At 61.1% G+C, this 16,655-nt stretch carries 21 protein-coding genes and 1 other RNA gene; 12 read left to right on the forward strand and 10 right to left on the reverse strand.

Annotated features, from left to right (window positions below; all coding sequences use genetic code 11):
* The first annotated feature begins 210 nt into the window (after nt 1–210).
* Nucleotides 211–1,167, forward strand: coding sequence for a nucleoside recognition domain-containing protein (locus VF285_RS03160; RefSeq protein WP_346951169.1), 957 nt, complete (start codon nt 211–213; stop codon nt 1,165–1,167).
* Here the strand turns inward: VF285_RS03160 and msrA are convergent.
* Together msrA and VF285_RS03170 are read right to left on the reverse strand one after the other, a co-directional pair.
* A complete protein-coding gene (gene msrA / locus VF285_RS03165; RefSeq protein ID WP_346951170.1) occupies nt 1,162–1,692 on the reverse strand; it encodes a peptide-methionine (S)-S-oxide reductase MsrA in 531 nt (176 codons plus the stop codon). The genes VF285_RS03160 and msrA overlap by 6 nt on opposite strands.
* A 45-nt stretch (nt 1,693–1,737) precedes the next feature.
* Complete coding sequence (locus VF285_RS03170) at nt 1,738–2,106, reverse strand: c-type cytochrome (RefSeq protein WP_346951171.1); 369 nt, start codon at nt 2,104–2,106, stop codon at nt 1,738–1,740.
* Between the two features lie 64 nt (nt 2,107–2,170).
* Between VF285_RS03170 and lgt the strand changes: the two genes are divergently transcribed.
* Nucleotides 2,171–2,968 carry a prolipoprotein diacylglyceryl transferase gene (gene lgt, locus VF285_RS03175; RefSeq protein ID WP_346951172.1) on the forward strand — a complete coding sequence of 266 codons (798 nt, stop codon included), beginning with the start codon at nt 2,171–2,173 and terminating at the stop codon, nt 2,966–2,968.
* Here the strand turns inward: lgt and VF285_RS03180 are convergent.
* The 5 genes from VF285_RS03180 to VF285_RS03200 all read right to left on the reverse strand — a co-directional run bounded on the left by VF285_RS03180 (nt 2,907) and on the right by VF285_RS03200 (nt 5,314).
* On the reverse strand, nt 2,907–3,647 hold the full coding sequence (locus tag VF285_RS03180; RefSeq protein WP_346951173.1) for an SIMPL domain-containing protein: 741 nt from the start codon (nt 3,645–3,647) through the stop codon (nt 2,907–2,909). The two genes, lgt and VF285_RS03180, sit on opposite strands and share 62 nt — an antisense overlap.
* An 84-nt stretch (nt 3,648–3,731) precedes the next feature.
* A non-coding RNA gene (gene ssrS, locus VF285_RS03185) (6S RNA) lies at nt 3,732–3,913 on the reverse strand.
* A gap of 37 nt (nt 3,914–3,950) precedes the next feature.
* A complete protein-coding gene (locus VF285_RS03190) occupies nt 3,951–4,253 on the reverse strand; it encodes a cell division protein ZapA (RefSeq protein WP_346951174.1) in 303 nt (100 codons plus the stop codon).
* A 3-nt stretch (nt 4,254–4,256) separates the two neighbouring features.
* Entirely contained in the window at nt 4,257–4,658 is a 402-nt protein-coding gene (locus VF285_RS03195; protein ID WP_346951175.1) for a hypothetical protein, read from the reverse strand.
* Nucleotides 4,659–4,720: 62 nt separating this feature from the next.
* Nucleotides 4,721–5,314, reverse strand: a complete 594-nt coding sequence (locus tag VF285_RS03200; protein WP_346951176.1) for an RNA pyrophosphohydrolase — start codon at nt 5,312–5,314, stop codon at nt 4,721–4,723.
* Nucleotides 5,315–5,381: 67 nt separating this feature from the next.
* On the opposite strand from VF285_RS03200, the gene VF285_RS03205 reads away from it, so the two are divergent.
* The 9 genes from VF285_RS03205 (at nt 5,382) to VF285_RS03245 (ending at nt 13,390) form a co-directional block, all read left to right on the forward strand.
* A complete protein-coding gene (locus VF285_RS03205) occupies nt 5,382–7,115 on the forward strand; it encodes a proline--tRNA ligase (RefSeq protein ID WP_346951177.1) in 1,734 nt (577 codons plus the stop codon).
* 67 nt (nt 7,116–7,182) lie between these two features.
* Nucleotides 7,183–7,608 (forward strand): tol-pal system-associated acyl-CoA thioesterase, encoded by a 426-nt coding sequence (gene ybgC / locus VF285_RS03210; protein ID WP_346951178.1) that lies wholly within the window; start codon nt 7,183–7,185, stop codon nt 7,606–7,608.
* Nucleotides 7,609–7,610: 2 nt separating this feature from the next.
* The gene (gene tolQ, locus VF285_RS03215; RefSeq protein ID WP_346951179.1) at nt 7,611–8,285 is read left to right on the forward strand and encodes a protein TolQ; all 675 of its coding nucleotides are present in this window, start codon (nt 7,611–7,613) and stop codon (nt 8,283–8,285) included.
* Between the two features lies 1 nt (nt 8,286).
* The gene (locus VF285_RS03220; protein ID WP_346951180.1) at nt 8,287–8,724 is read left to right on the forward strand and encodes an ExbD/TolR family protein; all 438 of its coding nucleotides are present in this window, start codon (nt 8,287–8,289) and stop codon (nt 8,722–8,724) included.
* A gap of 20 nt (nt 8,725–8,744) precedes the next feature.
* Nucleotides 8,745–9,905, forward strand: a complete 1,161-nt coding sequence (gene tolA, locus VF285_RS03225) for a cell envelope integrity protein TolA (protein ID WP_346951181.1) — start codon at nt 8,745–8,747, stop codon at nt 9,903–9,905.
* 12 nt (nt 9,906–9,917) lie between these two features.
* Nucleotides 9,918–11,225 (forward strand): Tol-Pal system beta propeller repeat protein TolB, encoded by a 1,308-nt coding sequence (tolB, locus tag VF285_RS03230; RefSeq protein WP_346951182.1) that lies wholly within the window; start codon nt 9,918–9,920, stop codon nt 11,223–11,225.
* Nucleotides 11,226–11,261: 36 nt separating this feature from the next.
* Complete coding sequence (gene pal / locus VF285_RS03235; protein WP_346951183.1) at nt 11,262–11,756, forward strand: peptidoglycan-associated lipoprotein Pal; 495 nt, start codon at nt 11,262–11,264, stop codon at nt 11,754–11,756.
* A gap of 66 nt (nt 11,757–11,822) precedes the next feature.
* Entirely contained in the window at nt 11,823–12,554 is a 732-nt protein-coding gene (gene ybgF, locus VF285_RS03240) for a tol-pal system protein YbgF (RefSeq protein ID WP_346951184.1), read from the forward strand.
* Nucleotides 12,554–13,390, forward strand: a complete 837-nt coding sequence (locus VF285_RS03245; protein WP_346951185.1) for an alpha/beta hydrolase — start codon at nt 12,554–12,556, stop codon at nt 13,388–13,390. Before ybgF ends, VF285_RS03245 begins: the two co-directional genes overlap by 1 nt.
* A gap of 19 nt (nt 13,391–13,409) precedes the next feature.
* Here VF285_RS03245 and VF285_RS03250 read toward each other — a convergent pair whose 3' ends face one another.
* Nucleotides 13,410–13,931, reverse strand: coding sequence for a copper chaperone PCu(A)C (locus VF285_RS03250; protein ID WP_346951186.1), 522 nt, complete (start codon nt 13,929–13,931; stop codon nt 13,410–13,412).
* Between the two features lie 113 nt (nt 13,932–14,044).
* Here VF285_RS03250 and VF285_RS03255 point away from each other — a divergent pair, with 113 nt between their 5' ends.
* On the forward strand, nt 14,045–14,488 hold the full coding sequence (locus VF285_RS03255) for a PaaI family thioesterase (protein ID WP_346951187.1): 444 nt from the start codon (nt 14,045–14,047) through the stop codon (nt 14,486–14,488).
* Between the two features lie 12 nt (nt 14,489–14,500).
* Here the strand turns inward: VF285_RS03255 and VF285_RS03260 are convergent, their stop codons facing one another.
* Together VF285_RS03260 and VF285_RS03265 are read right to left on the reverse strand one after the other, a co-directional pair.
* Complete coding sequence (locus VF285_RS03260) at nt 14,501–15,604, reverse strand: BMP family ABC transporter substrate-binding protein (protein WP_346951188.1); 1,104 nt, start codon at nt 15,602–15,604, stop codon at nt 14,501–14,503.
* Between the two features lie 123 nt (nt 15,605–15,727).
* A complete protein-coding gene (locus VF285_RS03265; RefSeq protein ID WP_346951189.1) occupies nt 15,728–16,654 on the reverse strand; it encodes an ABC transporter permease in 927 nt (308 codons plus the stop codon).
* Nucleotide 16,655: the final 1 nt, after the last annotated feature.

Consider the following 16,655-nt stretch of genomic DNA (forward strand, 5'->3'; position numbering starts at 1 on the left):
CCCCCCACCATCGACTGGGCTAAACGCCTGCAAATCAATGACTTGGAGCTTCAAACCACCTGTTACCCTAGGGTTAACACCAGGTGCCCTGCAGCGAAGAGACCGAACTATAGCACAGCTCTTTTATGACACGCAAGCGACCACGCCTACAATCCTGGCAAGGCCCGAGACGAAGGTGTCTCGCGCGACTCTTTTCACACTGAGTTCTTCATGATCGACTATCTGAACACCATCCGGCGGCGCGGCACCCACATGTTCCTGACCGTCGCCCGAATCATGCTTCCCGTCATGGCCATCGTCTATATCGCAGACCGTCTGGGCTGGGTACGGGCGGCCGGGGAAGCGCTGTCTCCTGTGATGGGAGTCCTGGGGCTACCGCCCGAGGTCGGGATCATCTGGGTCACCACCGCCATCACCAACATATATGGAGGCATGGCGTCGATGGCAGCGCTCTCGGAGGGCCTGAACCTGAACGTCGCCCAGGTCAGCGCGCTGGGGCTCATGATGCTGTTCGCCCACAACGTACCTACGGAGCAGTCCGTCGTCCGTCGCGCCGGGGCCAGCGCTACCGTCACGGGCATCCTGAGGTTTGGAACTGCCATCGTCTGCGGCGCCGGAGTCGCGTTGGCATGTCGCGCAATGGGCTGGCTGCAGCAGCCTGTGTCGCTGAGCTGGATGCGCCAGGAAGCCTCGCTCACTCAGGGCCCCCAGGGAGTCGGCGCCTGGCTGTTGTCTACGGCAGAGTCCATGGGGCTCATCCTGATCATCATCATTGCGCTCGTCGTGCTGCTGGACGTACTCGAGCGCCTCAAGATCACTCAGCTCGTGACGCGACTCCTGACCCCCATCCTGAAGATCTCGGGGCTGGAAGAACGCGCTGCCCCCCTGACAACGGTTGGGGTCCTGCTCGGGCTCGCCTACGGCGGAGCGCTCATCATCGAAGCGGCAGAACGCGAAAACTACAGTGCCAGGACACGGCTGCTAGCGCTTTCGTGGCTATCGTTATGCCACGCACTCATTGAAGACACACTGCTGATCCTGGCGCTGGGAGCGAACCTGTGGGTGATCCTGGTCGGCCGTGTGCTGGTGACCTTGCTGATCCTGGCCTCGATGGCGGCGCTCACCCAGCCGCACACCCGCTGGGGTCAGCGCCTGGCCCGCTCATGACGCCCGGAGCAGGGCTGAAAACCGCTTGCGAAACTTGACCATCTTGGGCGCGATGACGAACTGGCAATACCCCTGCTCGGGGTTCAGGCGGTAATACTGCTGATGGACGGTTTCAGCGGGCCAGAACGGCCCCGCTGCTTCGATCCGGGTGCAGATAGCGGCATCGAAATGCCGCTGCACCTCATCGCGCACTTCGACCGCCCGCTGACGTTGTCCATCATCCTGAAAAAAGATGACGGACGCATACTGCGGGCCCACGTCGTGGCCCTGCTGATCGGGGGTAGTGGGGTCGTGGGTGCCGAAAAAGACTTCGCACAAAGTACGATAAGACACTTGCTCGGGGTCGTACTGAATACGGACACACTCCACATGACCCGTATCCTGCCGGCAAACCTGCTCGTAGCTTGGGTGGTCAAGATGCCCGCCACAGTATCCCGCCTGCACGTCCTGCACGCCTTTCAACGCACGAAAGACAGGCTCCATGCACCAGAAGCAACCACCGCCAAAAATCGCGCTATCCATCATCGGCACCTCCTGTGTGGATGATACCGCGGCGGGGGCACTGTCATTTCATTGTGCCGGGAGCGACAGAATCCAGCGCGCGAGCAGCAATGCGTCGGCCTGCGACAGGCGCGTCTGTGCCGGCATGGGAATGGCCCCCCACTGCCCGCTGCTGCCCTGCCGCATCGCCTGCGCCAGAACTGGCGCAGCCGCAGGCTGCCTGCCAAAACGCTTCGCAATCGCCCGGAAAGGAGGTCCAACCCGGCGAGCATCGATCTCGTGACACGCCAGGCAGCGGTTTTGAGCAGCCAATGCACGGCCCTGCGCCAAGGAAGGCGGAGCCGGCAACTCAGACGCCCAGCTACAGCCCAGGCTACCCCCAAAGAGCACCCACACACCCAGAAATCTGACGAATCGGCTCGAAAATTCTTCACGCATGGCGACTCCTCGCACAAAGGTGGCCGCAGTATTATCCTTGATTCTTTTCCGGCCCTCCGTTGCCATGCTGACCTACCCCCACATTGACCCCATCGCACTGCAAATCGGCCCGCTGGCCATCCACTGGTACGGCCTCATGTACCTTGCGGGATTCGCCCTGGCGTGGCTGCTGGGGCGGTGGCGCATCAATCATCACCCTTGCGGCCTGACGCTCAATGACTTGGAAGACCTGATCTTCTATGGCGTGCTGGGGGTCGTGCTGGGCGGCCGCCTGGGCTACGTGCTGTTCTACCAGCCCACGCTATACCTGGCCCACCCACTCATGATTTTCCAGGTCTGGGACGGCGGCATGTCGTTTCACGGGGGACTGATCGGCGTGGTAATTGCCATGCTGTACTTCGGCCACCAACGCCAGCGAACTCTCCTGGAAGTGGGTGACTTTGCAGCCCCGCTCATCCCGCTGGGCCTGGCTGCAGGCCGCCTCGGGAACTTCATCAACGGGGAGCTGTGGGGTCGCCCGACCAGCCTGCCCTGGGGAATGGTGTTCCCTGGCGCCCACGACAACATCCCGCGCCACCCGTCGCAACTCTATGAAATGGGCCTGGAGGGCTTTGCGCTCTTTGCCATCCTCTGGTGGTTCGCGCGCAAGCCCCGGCCCATCGGCCAGATCAGTGCAGTCTTCCTGATGGGGTACGGCACGTTCAGGTTCCTGGTGGAATTCACCCGCGAGCCGGATTATTTCCTGGGGTTCATCTTCGACGGCTTGACCATGGGGCAACTGCTGTCGATCCCCATGATCATCATTGGGGTGTGGCTGTTTTTCTGGGCAGCAAAAAGACCGTCCCCTGAAGCGAAACACTGACACGCTCGCGCCCACCTTCCAGGGGAACGGCCACGCTGCCGGCAGAAGCCGCCATGGCCATCATGCGTGGTGAAGGTGACACCGGCGATCGGCCCGAACCATTGAGATCCAGTGTCTTGAGGCGATAGCCTTCAAAGCCCAGCGCCTTCGTCAACGCCTGGGCCCGCTGCTGAAATGCGGCGACGGCCTGCCCCAGCAGTTTCTGTTCTTCAGCCGAACGCCGGGCTTCGGACACCGAAAACGACAGGCCAGCGACGGGCATGTGGCTCGCGAGATCCGCAGCAAGCTGCGACGCCGCCGGGAAATCTTTGGATTGCAGCAGGATTTCGGCATGCCCGCGCCATTCGGACACCTTGCCATCGCGGTCCGTCGCGGGCCAAATCCGGTAGGCCCCGCTATGCGCCTCGATGCCAGCGTGCCCGCGCGCCAGCTTCATGGTGGCCTGCAGCCGCTCGTTGAGCGACTTGGACACTTGCTGTTGGGATGCTCCCACGGCTTCAGCAGCCAGGGTGATCTGAACCTCGTCCTGAGCGACGTCGGCGCTGGCTTCTGCGGACAAAGTGGCGACCGGGGGCGGCTCCGGCGACACGGATTGCGCCGAGACATTGGGCATCCAGAGAGCCACGGAGGCCGCAAAGGCCCAGCCCAGGAATCGATGAGAGAGCGCGTGATTGACCATGGAAGCTCCTGAAAGCAATGGAGAGCGAGGGCATGACCGCCCAGAAGACAAAGGCCCGTCGTTGTGATACGACGGGCCTTCAGAAAATGCCCCGCCTGTGCCGTTGAGGCCGGCATCCCGGAACCGGAGGTTCACGGTGGTCGCCATCAGCAGTGCTTCGGGCTATCCAAGTAAAGGTAGCACACCCACCCAACAATCCAGCAACCTATGCCAAATAGCATTGGTTCAAGGAATGTATGGCCAAGTCACGAACACGGCAGGGACTTATCGAGCCCGGCGCAGAGAAGCATCCGGGCAATGTTCCTAATCAGCAGCACCCAACACAGTGTCGAGCATGCCGTTGATAGAGTCGATTTTACCCTTGAAATCACCCAATGCAATATGACTCAAAGGACCATCGGGCGCTCGCATGGTGAGGAGTTCGTTGGCAATCTGGATGGCTGCCATGACGGCAATGCGCTCATTGCTGACGACCTTGCCTGCACCCTTGATGGCCAGCATGCGTTGATCGACATGCCGCACAGCCGCCAGCAGCGCAGCCTTTTCGTCAAGCGGACAGGCCAGCGAATAATCACGCCCTAGAATGGCGACATCGACTCTTTCCATGGGTCAGTTCTCCGCGCCGGGCAGGCGTTCGAGGATCAGTTCAATCTGTTGTTGGGCACCGGCCGCCGCCTGACGCAGCCGCCCGCGTTCGGCGTCGACGTGTTCGAGGCGGCGCTGCAGACTATCGGCCCGCGCCTGCTGCTCGTGCACCTGCTGCTGCAACGAATTGCGGGCTTCGAGGGATTCGTCTCGTGCAGCCTGCAGTTCCTGTTCGTGGCGAGCCATGCGTTCGGACATCTGGGTGAATTCGGATTGCTCACGCTGATGCTGGTCCTTGAGGCCCGAATACTCTTGTTCGAGCTGCCGGATGCGCGCCTGCAGCGCGCGGCGCTCGGACTGGAGATCGCCAGCAAGCTGCACAATCTGCTGAATGCGCTGCGACAACGCGTCTAGGTCTTGGAGCATGCGATCAAACCTTCGAGATTGCGGGCGCCAGGCGCCTCGAAAAGGAGTTCATCATAGTCTCTTCAATCGGGGCTCTGCTTGACCGCGTGCACCTGTGCGACCACACGGAGCGCTGCCGATGAATCGTCGTGGTGAGCGTTGCCGCGCGGACCCCGATGCCGCAGATAGCGATTTTCGCGGCTGCGGCGAAACAGCAGGGCCGATAGCTCGTTGAGCGCCAGAGTATAGACTTCACGCTTGAATTCGATGACGGCTTCAAGCGGTACCCAATATGCGTTCCAGCGCCAGGCGTCGAACTCGGGCAAATCGGTAGCCCGCAGTGTCACATCGCTGTCGCGCCCGACCATGCGCAACAAGAACCAGATCTGTTTCTGTCCGCGATAATGACCGCGCAGTTCGCGGCGCACATAGTGTTCGGGTACGTCATAGCGCAGCCATTCTCGCGTCCGTCCCAGGATGCGCACGTGCTCAGGGAGCAGGCCGACTTCTTCGTGAAGCTCACGGTACATTGCCTGCACGGGAGTTTCGCCGTGCTTGATGCCGCCCTGAGGAAACTGCCAGGCATGTTCCCGAATACGTTTACCCCAGAAAACCTCGTTTTTCTGGTTGACGAGAATGATCCCGACATTGGGACGGTAGCCTTCGCGATCCAACATGGGGCCACCTCGGTTGTGAATTCAATACAATTACCGTCGATTATACGTATCAACCGGAATCCCTACCATGTACGCCAGCAAGTACCACTTGAACACCCTGAAGGAAGCTCCTGCAGAGGCAGAAGTCGTCAGCCACCAGCTGATGACGCGGGCCGGCATGATCCGAAAAATCGCAGGCGGGATCTACACCTACATGCCCATGGGGCTGAAAGTCCTGCGCAAGATCGAGGCCATCGTGCGCGAGGAAATGAACCGTGCAGGCGCCATCGAACTGCTCATGCCGGTGGTGCAACCCGCCGAGCTGTGGCAGGAATCCGGGCGGTGGGAAAAATACGGCGCCGAGCTGCTGCGCATCAAGGACCGCCACCAGCGGGACTTCGTGCTTCAGCCTACCTCGGAAGAAGTGATCACCGACATCGTACGTAACGAAATCCACAGCTGGCGCCAGCTCCCGCTGAATTTCTACCACATCCAGACAAAGTTCCGCGACGAACGGCGGCCACGCTTCGGCCTGATGCGTGGGCGCGAGTTCACCATGAAGGACGCGTATTCGTTCGACCGGGACGAGGCAGGGGCCCTGGCCAGCTACGACATCATGTATGACGCCTACCAGCGCATCTTCACGCGCCTGGGGCTCACCTTCCGCGCCGTTGCGGCGGACACCGGCTCCATCGGCGGCTCGCGCAGCCACGAGTTCCAGGTCATCGCCGACACGGGAGAAGACTTGATCGTCTACAACCCTGACACGGACTACGCCGCCAACATTGAACTGGCTGACGCGCCCTGCCTCATCGCGCAACGCGAACCTGCCCGCGAAGCACTGACACGTCAGGCCACTCCCGACTGCCCCAAATGCGAGCTGGTTGCTCAGCACCTCGGCACAGACCTGACCCGCACCGTAAAAGCCGTCGTCCTCGCGACAGACCCCGCCAAAGGCCCGGCCCACCTCTGGTTGCTGCTGATTCGCGGCGACCACGAAACCAACGAGATCAAAATCAGCAAGCTGCCGGGATTCGAAGCGGGCTCCCGCCTGGCGACGGAGGCCGAGATCGACTCCGTGTTCCACTGCACCCCGGGCTACCTGGGACCCGTGGGTCTGGCCGCCGGCACGATCACGGTCATTGCCGACCGTACGGTGGCGCACATGGGGGATTTCATCTGCGGGGCAAATGAGCCCGGGTACCACCTGAGCGGAGTCAACTGGGGCCGTGACCTGCCCGAGCCCACCCTGGTCACCGATCTGCGCAACGTCGTCGAAGGCGACCCGACCCCAGAGGGCGGGCACCTCGCCATCCAGCGCGGCATCGAGGTCGGGCACGTGTTTTTTCTGGGCGACAAATACTCACGGGCGCTCAACGCCACCTTCCTCGAAACAGATGGCAAGCCAGCGGTATTGCAAATGGGCTGCTATGGCATTGGCATCAGCCGGATCTCAGCCGCCGCCATCGAACAGAGCCACGACGGGCGTGGCATGATCTGGCCGCGCGCCATCGCTCCGTTCGAGGTCGTGCTGTGCCCCATCGGTTTTGCCAAAAGTGAAACAGTACGCAACGCCGCTGAAGCCTTATATCAGGATCTGCAGACACAAGGGGTGGATGTCATCTTGGACGACCGCGACACGCGTCCTGGCATCATGTTCGCCGATTGGGAACTGATCGGTGTGCCCCTTCGCGTGACCATCGGAGAACGCGGCCTGAAAGAAGGTATCGTCGAAATCCAGGCTCGGCGCGAATCCGAGGCCCGTAAAATTGCACCGAGCGACGCTGTCACAACGATTCTGGACACGCTAAAATCCCTGTAGGCTGCTGTGGTGCAGCATGCCGCTTGACCGTCGGGCCCCTGCAACTGTCACACCGCCTCACTAAAAAATGATTTCTGCGTTTACACAGCCGCCCGGCGTATTGTCGATTCGCGTATATTACGAGGACACCGATACCGGTGGAGTCGTATATTACGCAAATTACCTGAAATTCTTCGAACGTGCCCGTACCGAATGGCTACGCGCGCTCGGGGTCGACCAACACGAGCTGGCAGCACGGGAACAACTGATGTTTGTGGTCAGACACGCGGACATTGCTTACCGGCAACCAGCCCGCCTCGACGACCTGATCGACATCCATACCACCGTGGAAGAACTGGGTGCCTCGACGCTGCGGTTTCACCAGCAGGCGCGGCGCACTGAGACCCTGCTTGCAACCGCCGACATTCAAATCTGCACCGTGCACGCGGTCACGTTCAAACCCATCCGTCTATCCCCCTCACTCAGGGATCTTCTGCAAAAGGCCCTTCACTAACCATGCAAGCCTCTAGCGATCTATCGCTGTTGTCCCTCATTGGCCATGCCAGCTTCCCTGTCCAGGTCATCATGCTGCTGCTGTTTTCGGCATCCGTGCTGTCCTGGACATTCATTTTCAGCAAGCGCGCAGCACTGCGGCGCGCAGCCGAGCAGACACGCCGCTTCGAAGACGATTTCTGGGCCGGTGGCGACCTGACTGTCTTGCAGCAGGCCATCGCCAGCCGCCGCAACGAACACGGTGCACTGGCGCGCATCTTCGACGCGGGCATGACCGAATTCGTCAAGGCGCGCCGCTCCTCGAGCCGGGGCGACACGCTGCTGGACGCACCGCGACGCGCCATGAACGCTGCCCTGCAGCGCGAGATGGACGGCCTGGAATCGCACCTGAACTTTCTGGCTTCGACCGGGTCGGTCAGCCCTTACGTGGGCCTGCTGGGTACGGTCTGGGGCATCATGCACGCGTTCATGGGCCTGTCGACCATGCAGCAAGCCACCTTGGCCGCGGTAGCCCCCGGGATCGCCGAGGCCTTGATCGCCACGGCCATCGGGCTGTTCGCCGCCATTCCTGCCGTGCTCGCCTACAACCGCTACACCAGCCAGATCGACCGCCTGTCGATCCGATTCGAAAGCTTCGTGGAAGAATTCCTGAACATTCTTCAACGCCAGGTGCACTGACATGCATGCTCAAAGTGGTCGTGGCCGCAAGCAACGCCGGATGAACAACGACATCAACGTTGTCCCATACATCGACGTCATGCTGGTGCTGCTGGTGATCTTCATGGTGACCGCCCCCATGATCACACCGGGTCAGATCGAACTGCCTACCGTAGGCACCGCTTCACAAGTTCCTACCCAGCCTGTCGAGGTCCAGATCGATGCACAGGGAAATCTGTCAATGCGCGTTCGCGAGGGCGGCGCTTCATTTCGACCGGTCGACAAAGCCAACCTGCTCGCTGAGGTCCGTGCAGTAGCCACGCCGGATACGCCGGTGGTGATCTCGGCCGACGGCAAGGTCCCGTACGAATCTGTCATGCACGTCATGGACGAGCTGCGCAATGGCGGCGTGGGCAAGCTGGGACTGCTGGTCAATCAAACCGCAGCCAGCGGACATTAGGTCAGTCGGGTTCACGTCAAATGACTTGGTTCCACCGCTCAAATACGATTTCTGACGACTCGCGGCCAGACGAACAGGACGACAAGCACGGCCTGATGATCTCAGTCGCAGCGCACGGGCTGCTGATTCTGCTGATGGTGTTTGGCTTCTCGTCGGCTCCCAACAACCCTGGTCCCGTCCAGGTTGAACTCTGGGCCAAAGGATCCGTGGCCTCGGCGGCAGCACCAGAAGAACAGCCCGAAGAATCCAAGCCGACCCCCGAGCCCGAGCCCAAGCCGCAAACCCCACCCCCGCAACCGGACGACAGCGCACAGAAGGCGGCTGAACAGGCCGCGCAGGCTCAAGCGGCCAAGCAGGCCCAAGCGCTTGCCCAAGCTCAGGCCCAGGCGGCAGCCGCCGTCAAAGCGCAGGCCGATGCCGAAATCGCGCTCGCCAAGGAAAAGAAGGCCCGCGAAGACGCCCAGAAGGAAGCAGCGCAGGAGGCTGAAAAGGCCAAGGCAGAAGCCGCTGCTGCTGCGCAGGCCGCAAAAGAAAAGGCCGCCAAAGAGGCAGCCCAGGAAGCCGCACAGAAAGCCGCACAGGAAAAGGCCGCACAAGCGGCCGCAGCCGAGAAGGCCGCTGAACAAAAGGCAGCCGCGCAAAAGGCTGCAGACCAGAAAGCAGCGGCGAAAGCTGCCGCTGAAAAAGCTGCCAAAGAAAAAGCCGCCAAGGCAGAGGCTGCCAAAGAAGAGGCTGCCAAAGAAGCTGCAGCCAAGGCGGCCGCTGAAAAGGCCGCTAAAGAAAAGGCGGCCAAGGATGCCGAAGCCAAGCGCAACGCCCTGAGAGCCGCCATGCGCGGCGCCGCCATGGAAGCAGCCGGCATGCCCAACGGGACGGCCGACCACAACCAGCAAGGAGGCGGTGGCAACAACGGCTATGCCGCTTTGGTTCGTGCCTGTGTCCAGCCCAAGGTGATCTTCAGCTTGCCCCCGCGCAACGGCTCCAGCAACCCCACGGCACAATTCCGGACACAACTGAGTTCCAACGGCAAGGTGCAGGACGCTACACTGACTCATTCATCCGGCAATACAAGCTTCGACGATGCGGTGCGCAGAGGGATTCTCGCCTGCTCGCCGTTCCCGAAGCCGCCCAGCGGCAAATACCCGCCGCTGATCACCGTGAATTACTCCATGTACGACTAAGGAGATCGAAACATGACCGTATTGAATGCCTCCGGCTTTATCACGCGCCTGTGGCGGCACGTGGCGGCCGCCGGGCTGGGCCTGGCCCTGGTCGCCGCAGGCGCGACCAGCGCGCACGCCCAGCTGCAAGTCGACATCTCCGGTGTCGGTGCTACCCAATACCCGATTGCCGTCGCGGATTTCGCCGGGTTGAGCGGTGCGAATTCGCCCGGTGACGTGGTGCGGGCCGATCTGACCCGCTCGGGCCAGTTCCGCATGATCAACGCCACAGGCGCCAACCTGAACGTCCAGAGCCAGATCGACTACGGCAGCTGGCAATCGCGCGGCGCCAATTATCTGGCATACGGCACGGTCAGCCAGAACGGCAGCCAGTACTCGGTCAGCTACAAGCTGGTCGACAACGTCGGCAAATCCCAGATGGACGAAGCCACGTTCAGTGGCAACGCAGCCGAGCTCCGCCGGATCGCACACAAAATTGCCGATCGGATCTACGAAAAAATCACTGGCGTGCGTGGCGTTTTCTCGACTCGGATCGCTTACGTGTTGCAGACCGGCAACACGTATGAGTTACAAATTGCTGACGCCGACGGCCAAAATCCACAGGTGATGTTACGTTCTACGCACTCAATCATCTCGCCCGCGTGGTCGCCTGACGGCAGCAAACTTGCCTACGTGAGCTTCGAATCCGGAAAATCCGTCATCTATGTGCAGACGCTGGCGACCGGCCAACGCACACCCGTGTCCAACTACAAGGGCAACAATAGCGCGCCCGCCTGGTCGCCTGACGGCAGCCATCTGGCGATCGCGCTCTCAAGAGACGGCATCTCGCAGATATACACCATCAATTCCGCCGGCTCTGACTTACGCCGCGTCATGCGCTCACCCCTGATCGACACCGAACCGTACTACACACCCGACGGCCAATCGCTGGTATTTACCAGCGACCGCGGGGGCAGCCCGCAAATCTACAAAGTGCCCGTTGCAGGAGGGGAAGCACAGCGCCTGACGTTCTCTGGAAGTTACAATGTCTCACCTAGGGTATCGCCGGATGGACAACAACTGGTGTATGTTACACGCAGTAATGGTGCTTTCAGAATTGCCAGCCAAGCCTTGAACTCGGGTTCTGTACAGACTCTGACGGATGGCCCGGATGACGAGTCCCCCAGCTACGCTCCCAACGGGATGCAGGTGCTCTATAGCGCGGTCCAGAACGGACGCAGCGTGCTGGCGGTGACATCGATCGACGGACGAGTCCGGCAGACACTGTCGGTACTCAATGGCAAGGTCCGCGAACCAGCCTGGGGCCCGTTCACAAACTGATTTTTTCGTGTGACTCTTTCTTTTAAAGGACATTAAATGAGCTCGCGCATCACCAGGACTCTGACAGTAGCTGCCTTCGCCGCCTCCCTGGCAGCATGCAGCTCCGTGCCGTTGAACCAAAATGGCAACGGAGCTGCCGGTTCGACTTCGGCGTCCGCAGGGCAAGTCATGGATCCGTTCAATCCTCAAAGCCCGCTCGCGCAACAACGCTCGGTCTATTTCGATTTCGACAGCTATGTGGTTAAAGACCAGTACCGCCCGATGATCGAAATGCATGCGAACTATCTGACCAGCCATACCAGCCAGAAAGTCCGCATCGAAGGTAACACCGACGCTCGTGGCAGTGCGGAATACAATCTGGCACTGGGCCAACGCCGTTCCGACGCCGTGGCACGCATGATGACTCTGCTGGGCGTGAACGCCAATCAGATCGAAGCCATCAGCTACGGTAAAGAGCGTCCGAAAGCTACAGGTACCACCGAAGCCGACTACGCTGAAAACCGCCGCGCCGACATCGACTACCTGCGTTGATTCGCCGAAAGGCCGCAACAGCGCCGTAGCGGCCTACGCTACGGCGTTTTTTTATGGGATGAATCTATGCATGCACTCACCAACCGACTGAGTCTGATCTCCGCAGCCACGCTGCTGGCACTGACGGTGGCCTCACCCGCCGCGCACGCCTTTGCGGACGACGACGCCCGACAAGCCATTCTTGAGCTGCGCTCGCAGGTGACCCAGCTGAAGACTCAGAGCCAGCAAGGCCAGCTGCAGCTTGCAGATCAGGTCGAAATGATGCGGCAGGAGATCGCCACCCTGCGCGGCCGCGTCGAAGAACTGAACCAGCAAGTGACCAACCTGCAGCACGGCAACGGTACGGCTCAGCCGGCCAGTGGGGCACCGGGCCAGGCCAATGGTGCACCGGGACAGGCACAGCAATCAGGCACTCAAGGAGGCGATCCACAGGAGCAGGCAGCCTACAACGCCGCAGCGGATCTCTACCGCAGCGGGAAATACAAAGAGGCCGCCTCGGCTTTCTCCACGTTTGCCTCGTCTTACCCCAACAGCAACCTGTCGGGCGACGCACGCTTCTATCTAGGCAGCAGCCAATACGCCTCCAAGGATTTCAAGGGCTCAATCCACACCATGCAAGGGTTGGTCAAAGCGCATCCGGACGACCCCAAGGCTCCAGACGCTTTGCTGGTTCTAGCGGCCGATCAGATCGAGCTCAACGACTTGAAGGGCGCAAAGGCAAGCCTGCAGCGCATCACCAAGGAATACCCGAAGAGCGGCGCTGCCGAGACGGCCAAGAGCCGCCTGAAACTGCTCTGATGCCATCGCACCCCGACCTGCCGCACTCGCAGATCTCCCTCCCCGCAGGGGATCTGCATTACACCCAGGCCGGGCAAGGGCCTGCGATTTTGTTGATTCACGGGTCTCTGTGCGACTATCGTTATTGGCGCTGGCAGATACCTGCGCTGGCCGAGGAATCTCGCGTGCTGGCACCCAGCCTGCGAGGCTGCTGGCCGCAAGTCGGTCATCACCCTCAGCCCGGTTATGCCATCGAAAGCCACGCCCGAGACCTGCAGCAGCTGGTCCACGGCCTGAATCTCACGGCCGGCGTGCACGTCGTGGGCCATTCACGCGGCGCACAGGTCGCCATGGCCTTTGCACACCTCGCCCCAGGCTTGTGCCGTTCGCTTACCCTGGCCGACCCCGGCTTCCGCTTCGAGGACGAACCTGAGGTCGTCCCCTTTTATACCGACGCCGTGAAGCAACTGAGCAAGGGGACCACAGAAGCGGCACTCGAGACCTTCGTGGACGCGGTAAATGGCCAAGGAACCTGGCATCAGATGGTAAGCTGGTTCAAAGAAATGGTGCGGGACAACGCCATGACCTTGCTATCGCAGATCCACGAGGCCAATCTTCCGGTGACGCTCGCACAGGTGCGTCAGCTCCGTTGTCCACTGCTGCTCATGGGGGGTACCCAAAGTCCCGCCAAATACGGCACGCGCCAGGACCGGCTGCAGCAGCTCGTGCCTCACGCCCAGCGTGTGCGAATTGCGCTGTCCGCCCATGGGATGAATCTCTCGAATCCCAGAGCCTTCAACCGCGCGCTACTGAATTTTGTGCAGACCAGCACCGAGATGTCCGCCTTGCACTCCTGATCAGGATGATCGGTCGTTTTCAGTGGGCGGCGTGAGCAGCGGCGGGATCAGCCGACATGGCATTGGCTGGCTCGACCTTGCACGCCGCAGAGAACTCCTCACCCGTGCTCAGTGTGAACACCATGTTGGCCACATCACCGACTTTCAGGTCGGCTCTGGGGTGCTCCAGCATCAGGTGATATCCACCGGGCGCAAACTTCAGATCGCCACTCGCAGGCACCTTGAGGTCGTGCACCATGGACATGGAGCTCATGCCGCCCGATTCAGTCGTCTGATGCATCATGACCTGCCCATAATCAGCGGACTGGACGCTTTTGAGGGTGGCAGGCTCGGCGCCTGCGTTATGAATGACCAGAAAGCCGCCCGACGGGAGCGGCGCGGGAAGTTGCCTCACCCAACACGCCGACGCGCTGAGGGACTTGGCGACGGAGGCCGAGGTGGCTGCCGGCTCAGGCATCGCATGCATGTTGTGCGCTCCCGCAGCCGCGGCCGCACACATCCCGACCATCCCTACCCAGACACGGACCGCATCAACTCGCATTGGCTACTCCACCACCTTGTTGAGCCCGATGGCAAGCGCACGATGAAATTCGGCCAAGACCATTGGGCATAAGGGGCCAGTGTACTATGGACGTTTAGACTCCATGCGCCACCATGCCCCGGACCGCCGCCTCTCAAGCAGCACCCACCCCTTGTACGACGGTCGCCGAATTCAAGGACCTGCTCAAACAGCAACACCCGTTTGCGGCAGTGCTGGGAATTGAAATCCTGGAAATCGGTTACGGCACCGCCTTGCTCCGGCTGCCCCCCAACCCATCCAACCAGCGTCTGGGCGGTATCGTGGCAGGGCCCATGTTGATGGGCCTGGCCGACCTGGCACTTTATGGTGCCATCGTGGGAGCGACCGGGAACCCCGAGGCCGTCACGGCCAGCCTGACCATCAATTTTCTGCGCAAAGCCCCTGCAGGCGGTATCCTGGCGCACGCATCACTGCTGAAGACGGGGCGACTCACCGCCGGCGAGGTCCTCCTGACCCCAGACGCCGGCGGAAGCCCGGTGGCCCAAGTGATCAGCACCTGGGCCGTCCCTAAAAGCTGAGGCCCGCGCAGGTCAGCTCTTGGGCAGTTGCCCATCCACTCCTTCGAGGAAGTAGTTCATGTTGCGGACGTCGTTGTCGCTCAAGGTGGCGCCTTGGGCCAGGACCTCTTTGCCATCCTGATTGCGCAACGGCCCCTGGAAGATCTTGTAGCCGCCCGAAATGATGGCCTGCTTCTGTTTGTCGACCAGATCAACCACGTCTTTCGGAATAGCGGGCAGCATCGGAGACAGTTGTATCCAGTCGTGGGCCAGACCATACCAGTCATCGCGAGCCTTCCAGGTGCCAGCAAGGACCTGCTTGGCGGTCTCAACGTAGAAAGGCTCCCAGTTCAGCACGATGGAAGTGAGCTGGCTCTTGGGGCCGAACTTGCGCATGTCCGAATCGTAGCCAAAGGAGTAAACCCCTTTGCTTTCAGCCACTTGAATCACGGCCGGCGAGTCGGTGTGCTTGTTGAGAATATCCGCCCCCTGGTTGATCAGGGTTTCAGCTGCAAGCCGCTCTTTACCGGGGTCGAACCAGCTGTTGATGAACACGACCTTCACGCGCGCCTTGGGATTGACCTGGCGCAGACCGATCATGAACGCATTGACGCCGCGAATGACCTCAGGGATGGGGAACGGCGTGACATAGCCAATGATGTTGCTCTTGGTCATGTGCCCGGCAATCAGGCCAGTGAGGTAGCGGCCCTGCACGAAACGAGGCATGTAGGTGCCCACGTTGTGGGCCAGCTTGTACCCCGTGCACATTTCAAAAGCCGTATCGGGAAACTGCTGCGCCACCCGCATGGTGGGGTCCATGAACCCGAACGAGGTCGTGAAAATGAGCTTGTTCCCTTTAGCAGCGAGCTCCCGGATGACGCGTTCGGAGTCTGCGCCTTCTGCGACGTTTTCCACATAGGTGGTCTTGACGGCATCGCCCAAGGCCTTGACGATGGCCTTGCGCCCCAGATCGTGCTGGTACGTCCAACCAAAATCGCCGGTGGGACCCACGTAGACGAAACCAATCTTGAGCGGCTTGTCAGTCGCAGCCAGGCTGAGCCCGGGCCAGCTTCCGGCCCCTGCGACGGCGGAAGTCGCCGCCATGGCCTTGAGTAAATCCCTGCGCTTCTTGTCCATGTCTTACCCCTGAAAACGCTGCCTGTTGAAAACACAAAACACGATAGATAGGAAGCCGCATCTGAAGGCAACCCCAACCGCACTATTTCATAACCAGCCCGACCGCCGGTCAAGCCCGCCTGCTCACGCCGTCGGGTGAAAAGCCTTGCCCAGCGACACGGGCGTATTGAGCAACACCCGGGTGCGATCCATGGAAATGAATACAAGCGCCACGATGGTGATCAGATACGGCAACATGGCGAGGAAGTCGGGTGGGATACCCAGGCCCATGGATTGCCCCTGATATTGAAAAACAGTCAGGAATCCGAACAGATACGCCCCCACCAGCACCAACCCTGGGCGCCACGTGGCGAACACTACCAGCGCCAGCGCGATCCAGCCCCGCCCCGCGACCATGCCCTCTTGCCACAGTGGCGTGTACACCAAGGACAGATAGGCTCCGCCCAGACCTGCCAAAGCGCCCCCGGTCAGGATGGCGAGGTACCGCATGCGCACCACGGGATAGCCCAAGGCATGTGCGACTTCGGGGGATTCACCCACCGCCCGCAACTTGAGGCCCGACCGGCTGTGATACAGATACCCGTAACACACCAGCACCGCCAGCCACGACAGATACACCAACGGGTCATAGGAGAACAATGCTTTACCGACAAAGGGCAGATCGCTCAGGCCTGGCAAATGCCAACTGGGGATCCCAGACAGCGAGATCCCGGTGTAGCTCTTGCCGACGAAGGCGCTCAGGCCAGTCCCAAAAATAGTGAGCGCCAACCCTGTGGCCACCTGATTGGCAATCAGATGCTGAGTGATGAACGCAAAAAGCAGTGCCATGAGTGCCCCGGCCAGCAAGGCGGCCAGCAGGCCCAGCGCTGGGCTGCCGGTGGCCACGGCGGTAATGAAGCCCGCCACCGCCCCCATGAGCATCATGCCCTCGACTCCCAGGTTGAGAACCCCTGAGCGTTCCACCGCCAGTTCACCCAGGGCCGCCAAGGCCAGGGGTGTGCCTGCCTGCACGGTGGACACGATGGTAGAAACCAGAATCCCGTCTGCCATG

The organism is Castellaniella sp., assembly GCF_036379515.1.
Lineage (GTDB): Bacteria > Pseudomonadota > Gammaproteobacteria > Burkholderiales > Burkholderiaceae_B > Castellaniella.

Excerpts from the sequence above, each read along its gene's own strand:
- tolB (WP_346951182.1), top strand. The coding sequence starts at position 9,918 with ATGACCGTATTGAATGCCTCCGGCTTTATCACGCGCCTGTGGCGGCAC.
- VF285_RS03260 (WP_346951188.1), bottom strand. The coding sequence starts at position 15,604 with ATGGACAAGAAGCGCAGGGATTTACTCAAGGCCATGGCGGCGACTTCC.
- VF285_RS03160 (WP_346951169.1), top strand. The coding sequence starts at position 211 with ATGATCGACTATCTGAACACCATCCGGCGGCGCGGCACCCACATGTTC.
- VF285_RS03205 (WP_346951177.1), top strand. The coding sequence starts at position 5,382 with ATGTACGCCAGCAAGTACCACTTGAACACCCTGAAGGAAGCTCCTGCA.
- VF285_RS03170 (WP_346951171.1), bottom strand. The coding sequence starts at position 2,106 with ATGCGTGAAGAATTTTCGAGCCGATTCGTCAGATTTCTGGGTGTGTGG.
- tolQ (WP_346951179.1), top strand. The coding sequence starts at position 7,611 with ATGCAAGCCTCTAGCGATCTATCGCTGTTGTCCCTCATTGGCCATGCC.
- pal (WP_346951183.1), top strand. The coding sequence starts at position 11,262 with ATGAGCTCGCGCATCACCAGGACTCTGACAGTAGCTGCCTTCGCCGCC.
- ybgC (WP_346951178.1), top strand. The coding sequence starts at position 7,183 with ATGATTTCTGCGTTTACACAGCCGCCCGGCGTATTGTCGATTCGCGTA.
- VF285_RS03245 (WP_346951185.1), top strand. The coding sequence starts at position 12,554 with ATGCCATCGCACCCCGACCTGCCGCACTCGCAGATCTCCCTCCCCGCA.
- VF285_RS03200 (WP_346951176.1), bottom strand. The coding sequence starts at position 5,314 with ATGTTGGATCGCGAAGGCTACCGTCCCAATGTCGGGATCATTCTCGTC.
- VF285_RS03265 (WP_346951189.1), bottom strand. The coding sequence starts at position 16,654 with ATGGCAGACGGGATTCTGGTTTCTACCATCGTGTCCACCGTGCAGGCA.
- msrA (WP_346951170.1), bottom strand. The coding sequence starts at position 1,692 with ATGATGGATAGCGCGATTTTTGGCGGTGGTTGCTTCTGGTGCATGGAG.
- VF285_RS03255 (WP_346951187.1), top strand. The coding sequence starts at position 14,045 with ATGCCCCGGACCGCCGCCTCTCAAGCAGCACCCACCCCTTGTACGACG.
- ybgF (WP_346951184.1), top strand. The coding sequence starts at position 11,823 with ATGCATGCACTCACCAACCGACTGAGTCTGATCTCCGCAGCCACGCTG.
- VF285_RS03195 (WP_346951175.1), bottom strand. The coding sequence starts at position 4,658 with ATGCTCCAAGACCTAGACGCGTTGTCGCAGCGCATTCAGCAGATTGTG.
- lgt (WP_346951172.1), top strand. The coding sequence starts at position 2,171 with ATGCTGACCTACCCCCACATTGACCCCATCGCACTGCAAATCGGCCCG.
- tolA (WP_346951181.1), top strand. The coding sequence starts at position 8,745 with ATGACTTGGTTCCACCGCTCAAATACGATTTCTGACGACTCGCGGCCA.
- VF285_RS03190 (WP_346951174.1), bottom strand. The coding sequence starts at position 4,253 with ATGGAAAGAGTCGATGTCGCCATTCTAGGGCGTGATTATTCGCTGGCC.
- VF285_RS03180 (WP_346951173.1), bottom strand. The coding sequence starts at position 3,647 with ATGGTCAATCACGCGCTCTCTCATCGATTCCTGGGCTGGGCCTTTGCG.
- VF285_RS03220 (WP_346951180.1), top strand. The coding sequence starts at position 8,287 with ATGCATGCTCAAAGTGGTCGTGGCCGCAAGCAACGCCGGATGAACAAC.
- VF285_RS03250 (WP_346951186.1), bottom strand. The coding sequence starts at position 13,931 with ATGCGAGTTGATGCGGTCCGTGTCTGGGTAGGGATGGTCGGGATGTGT.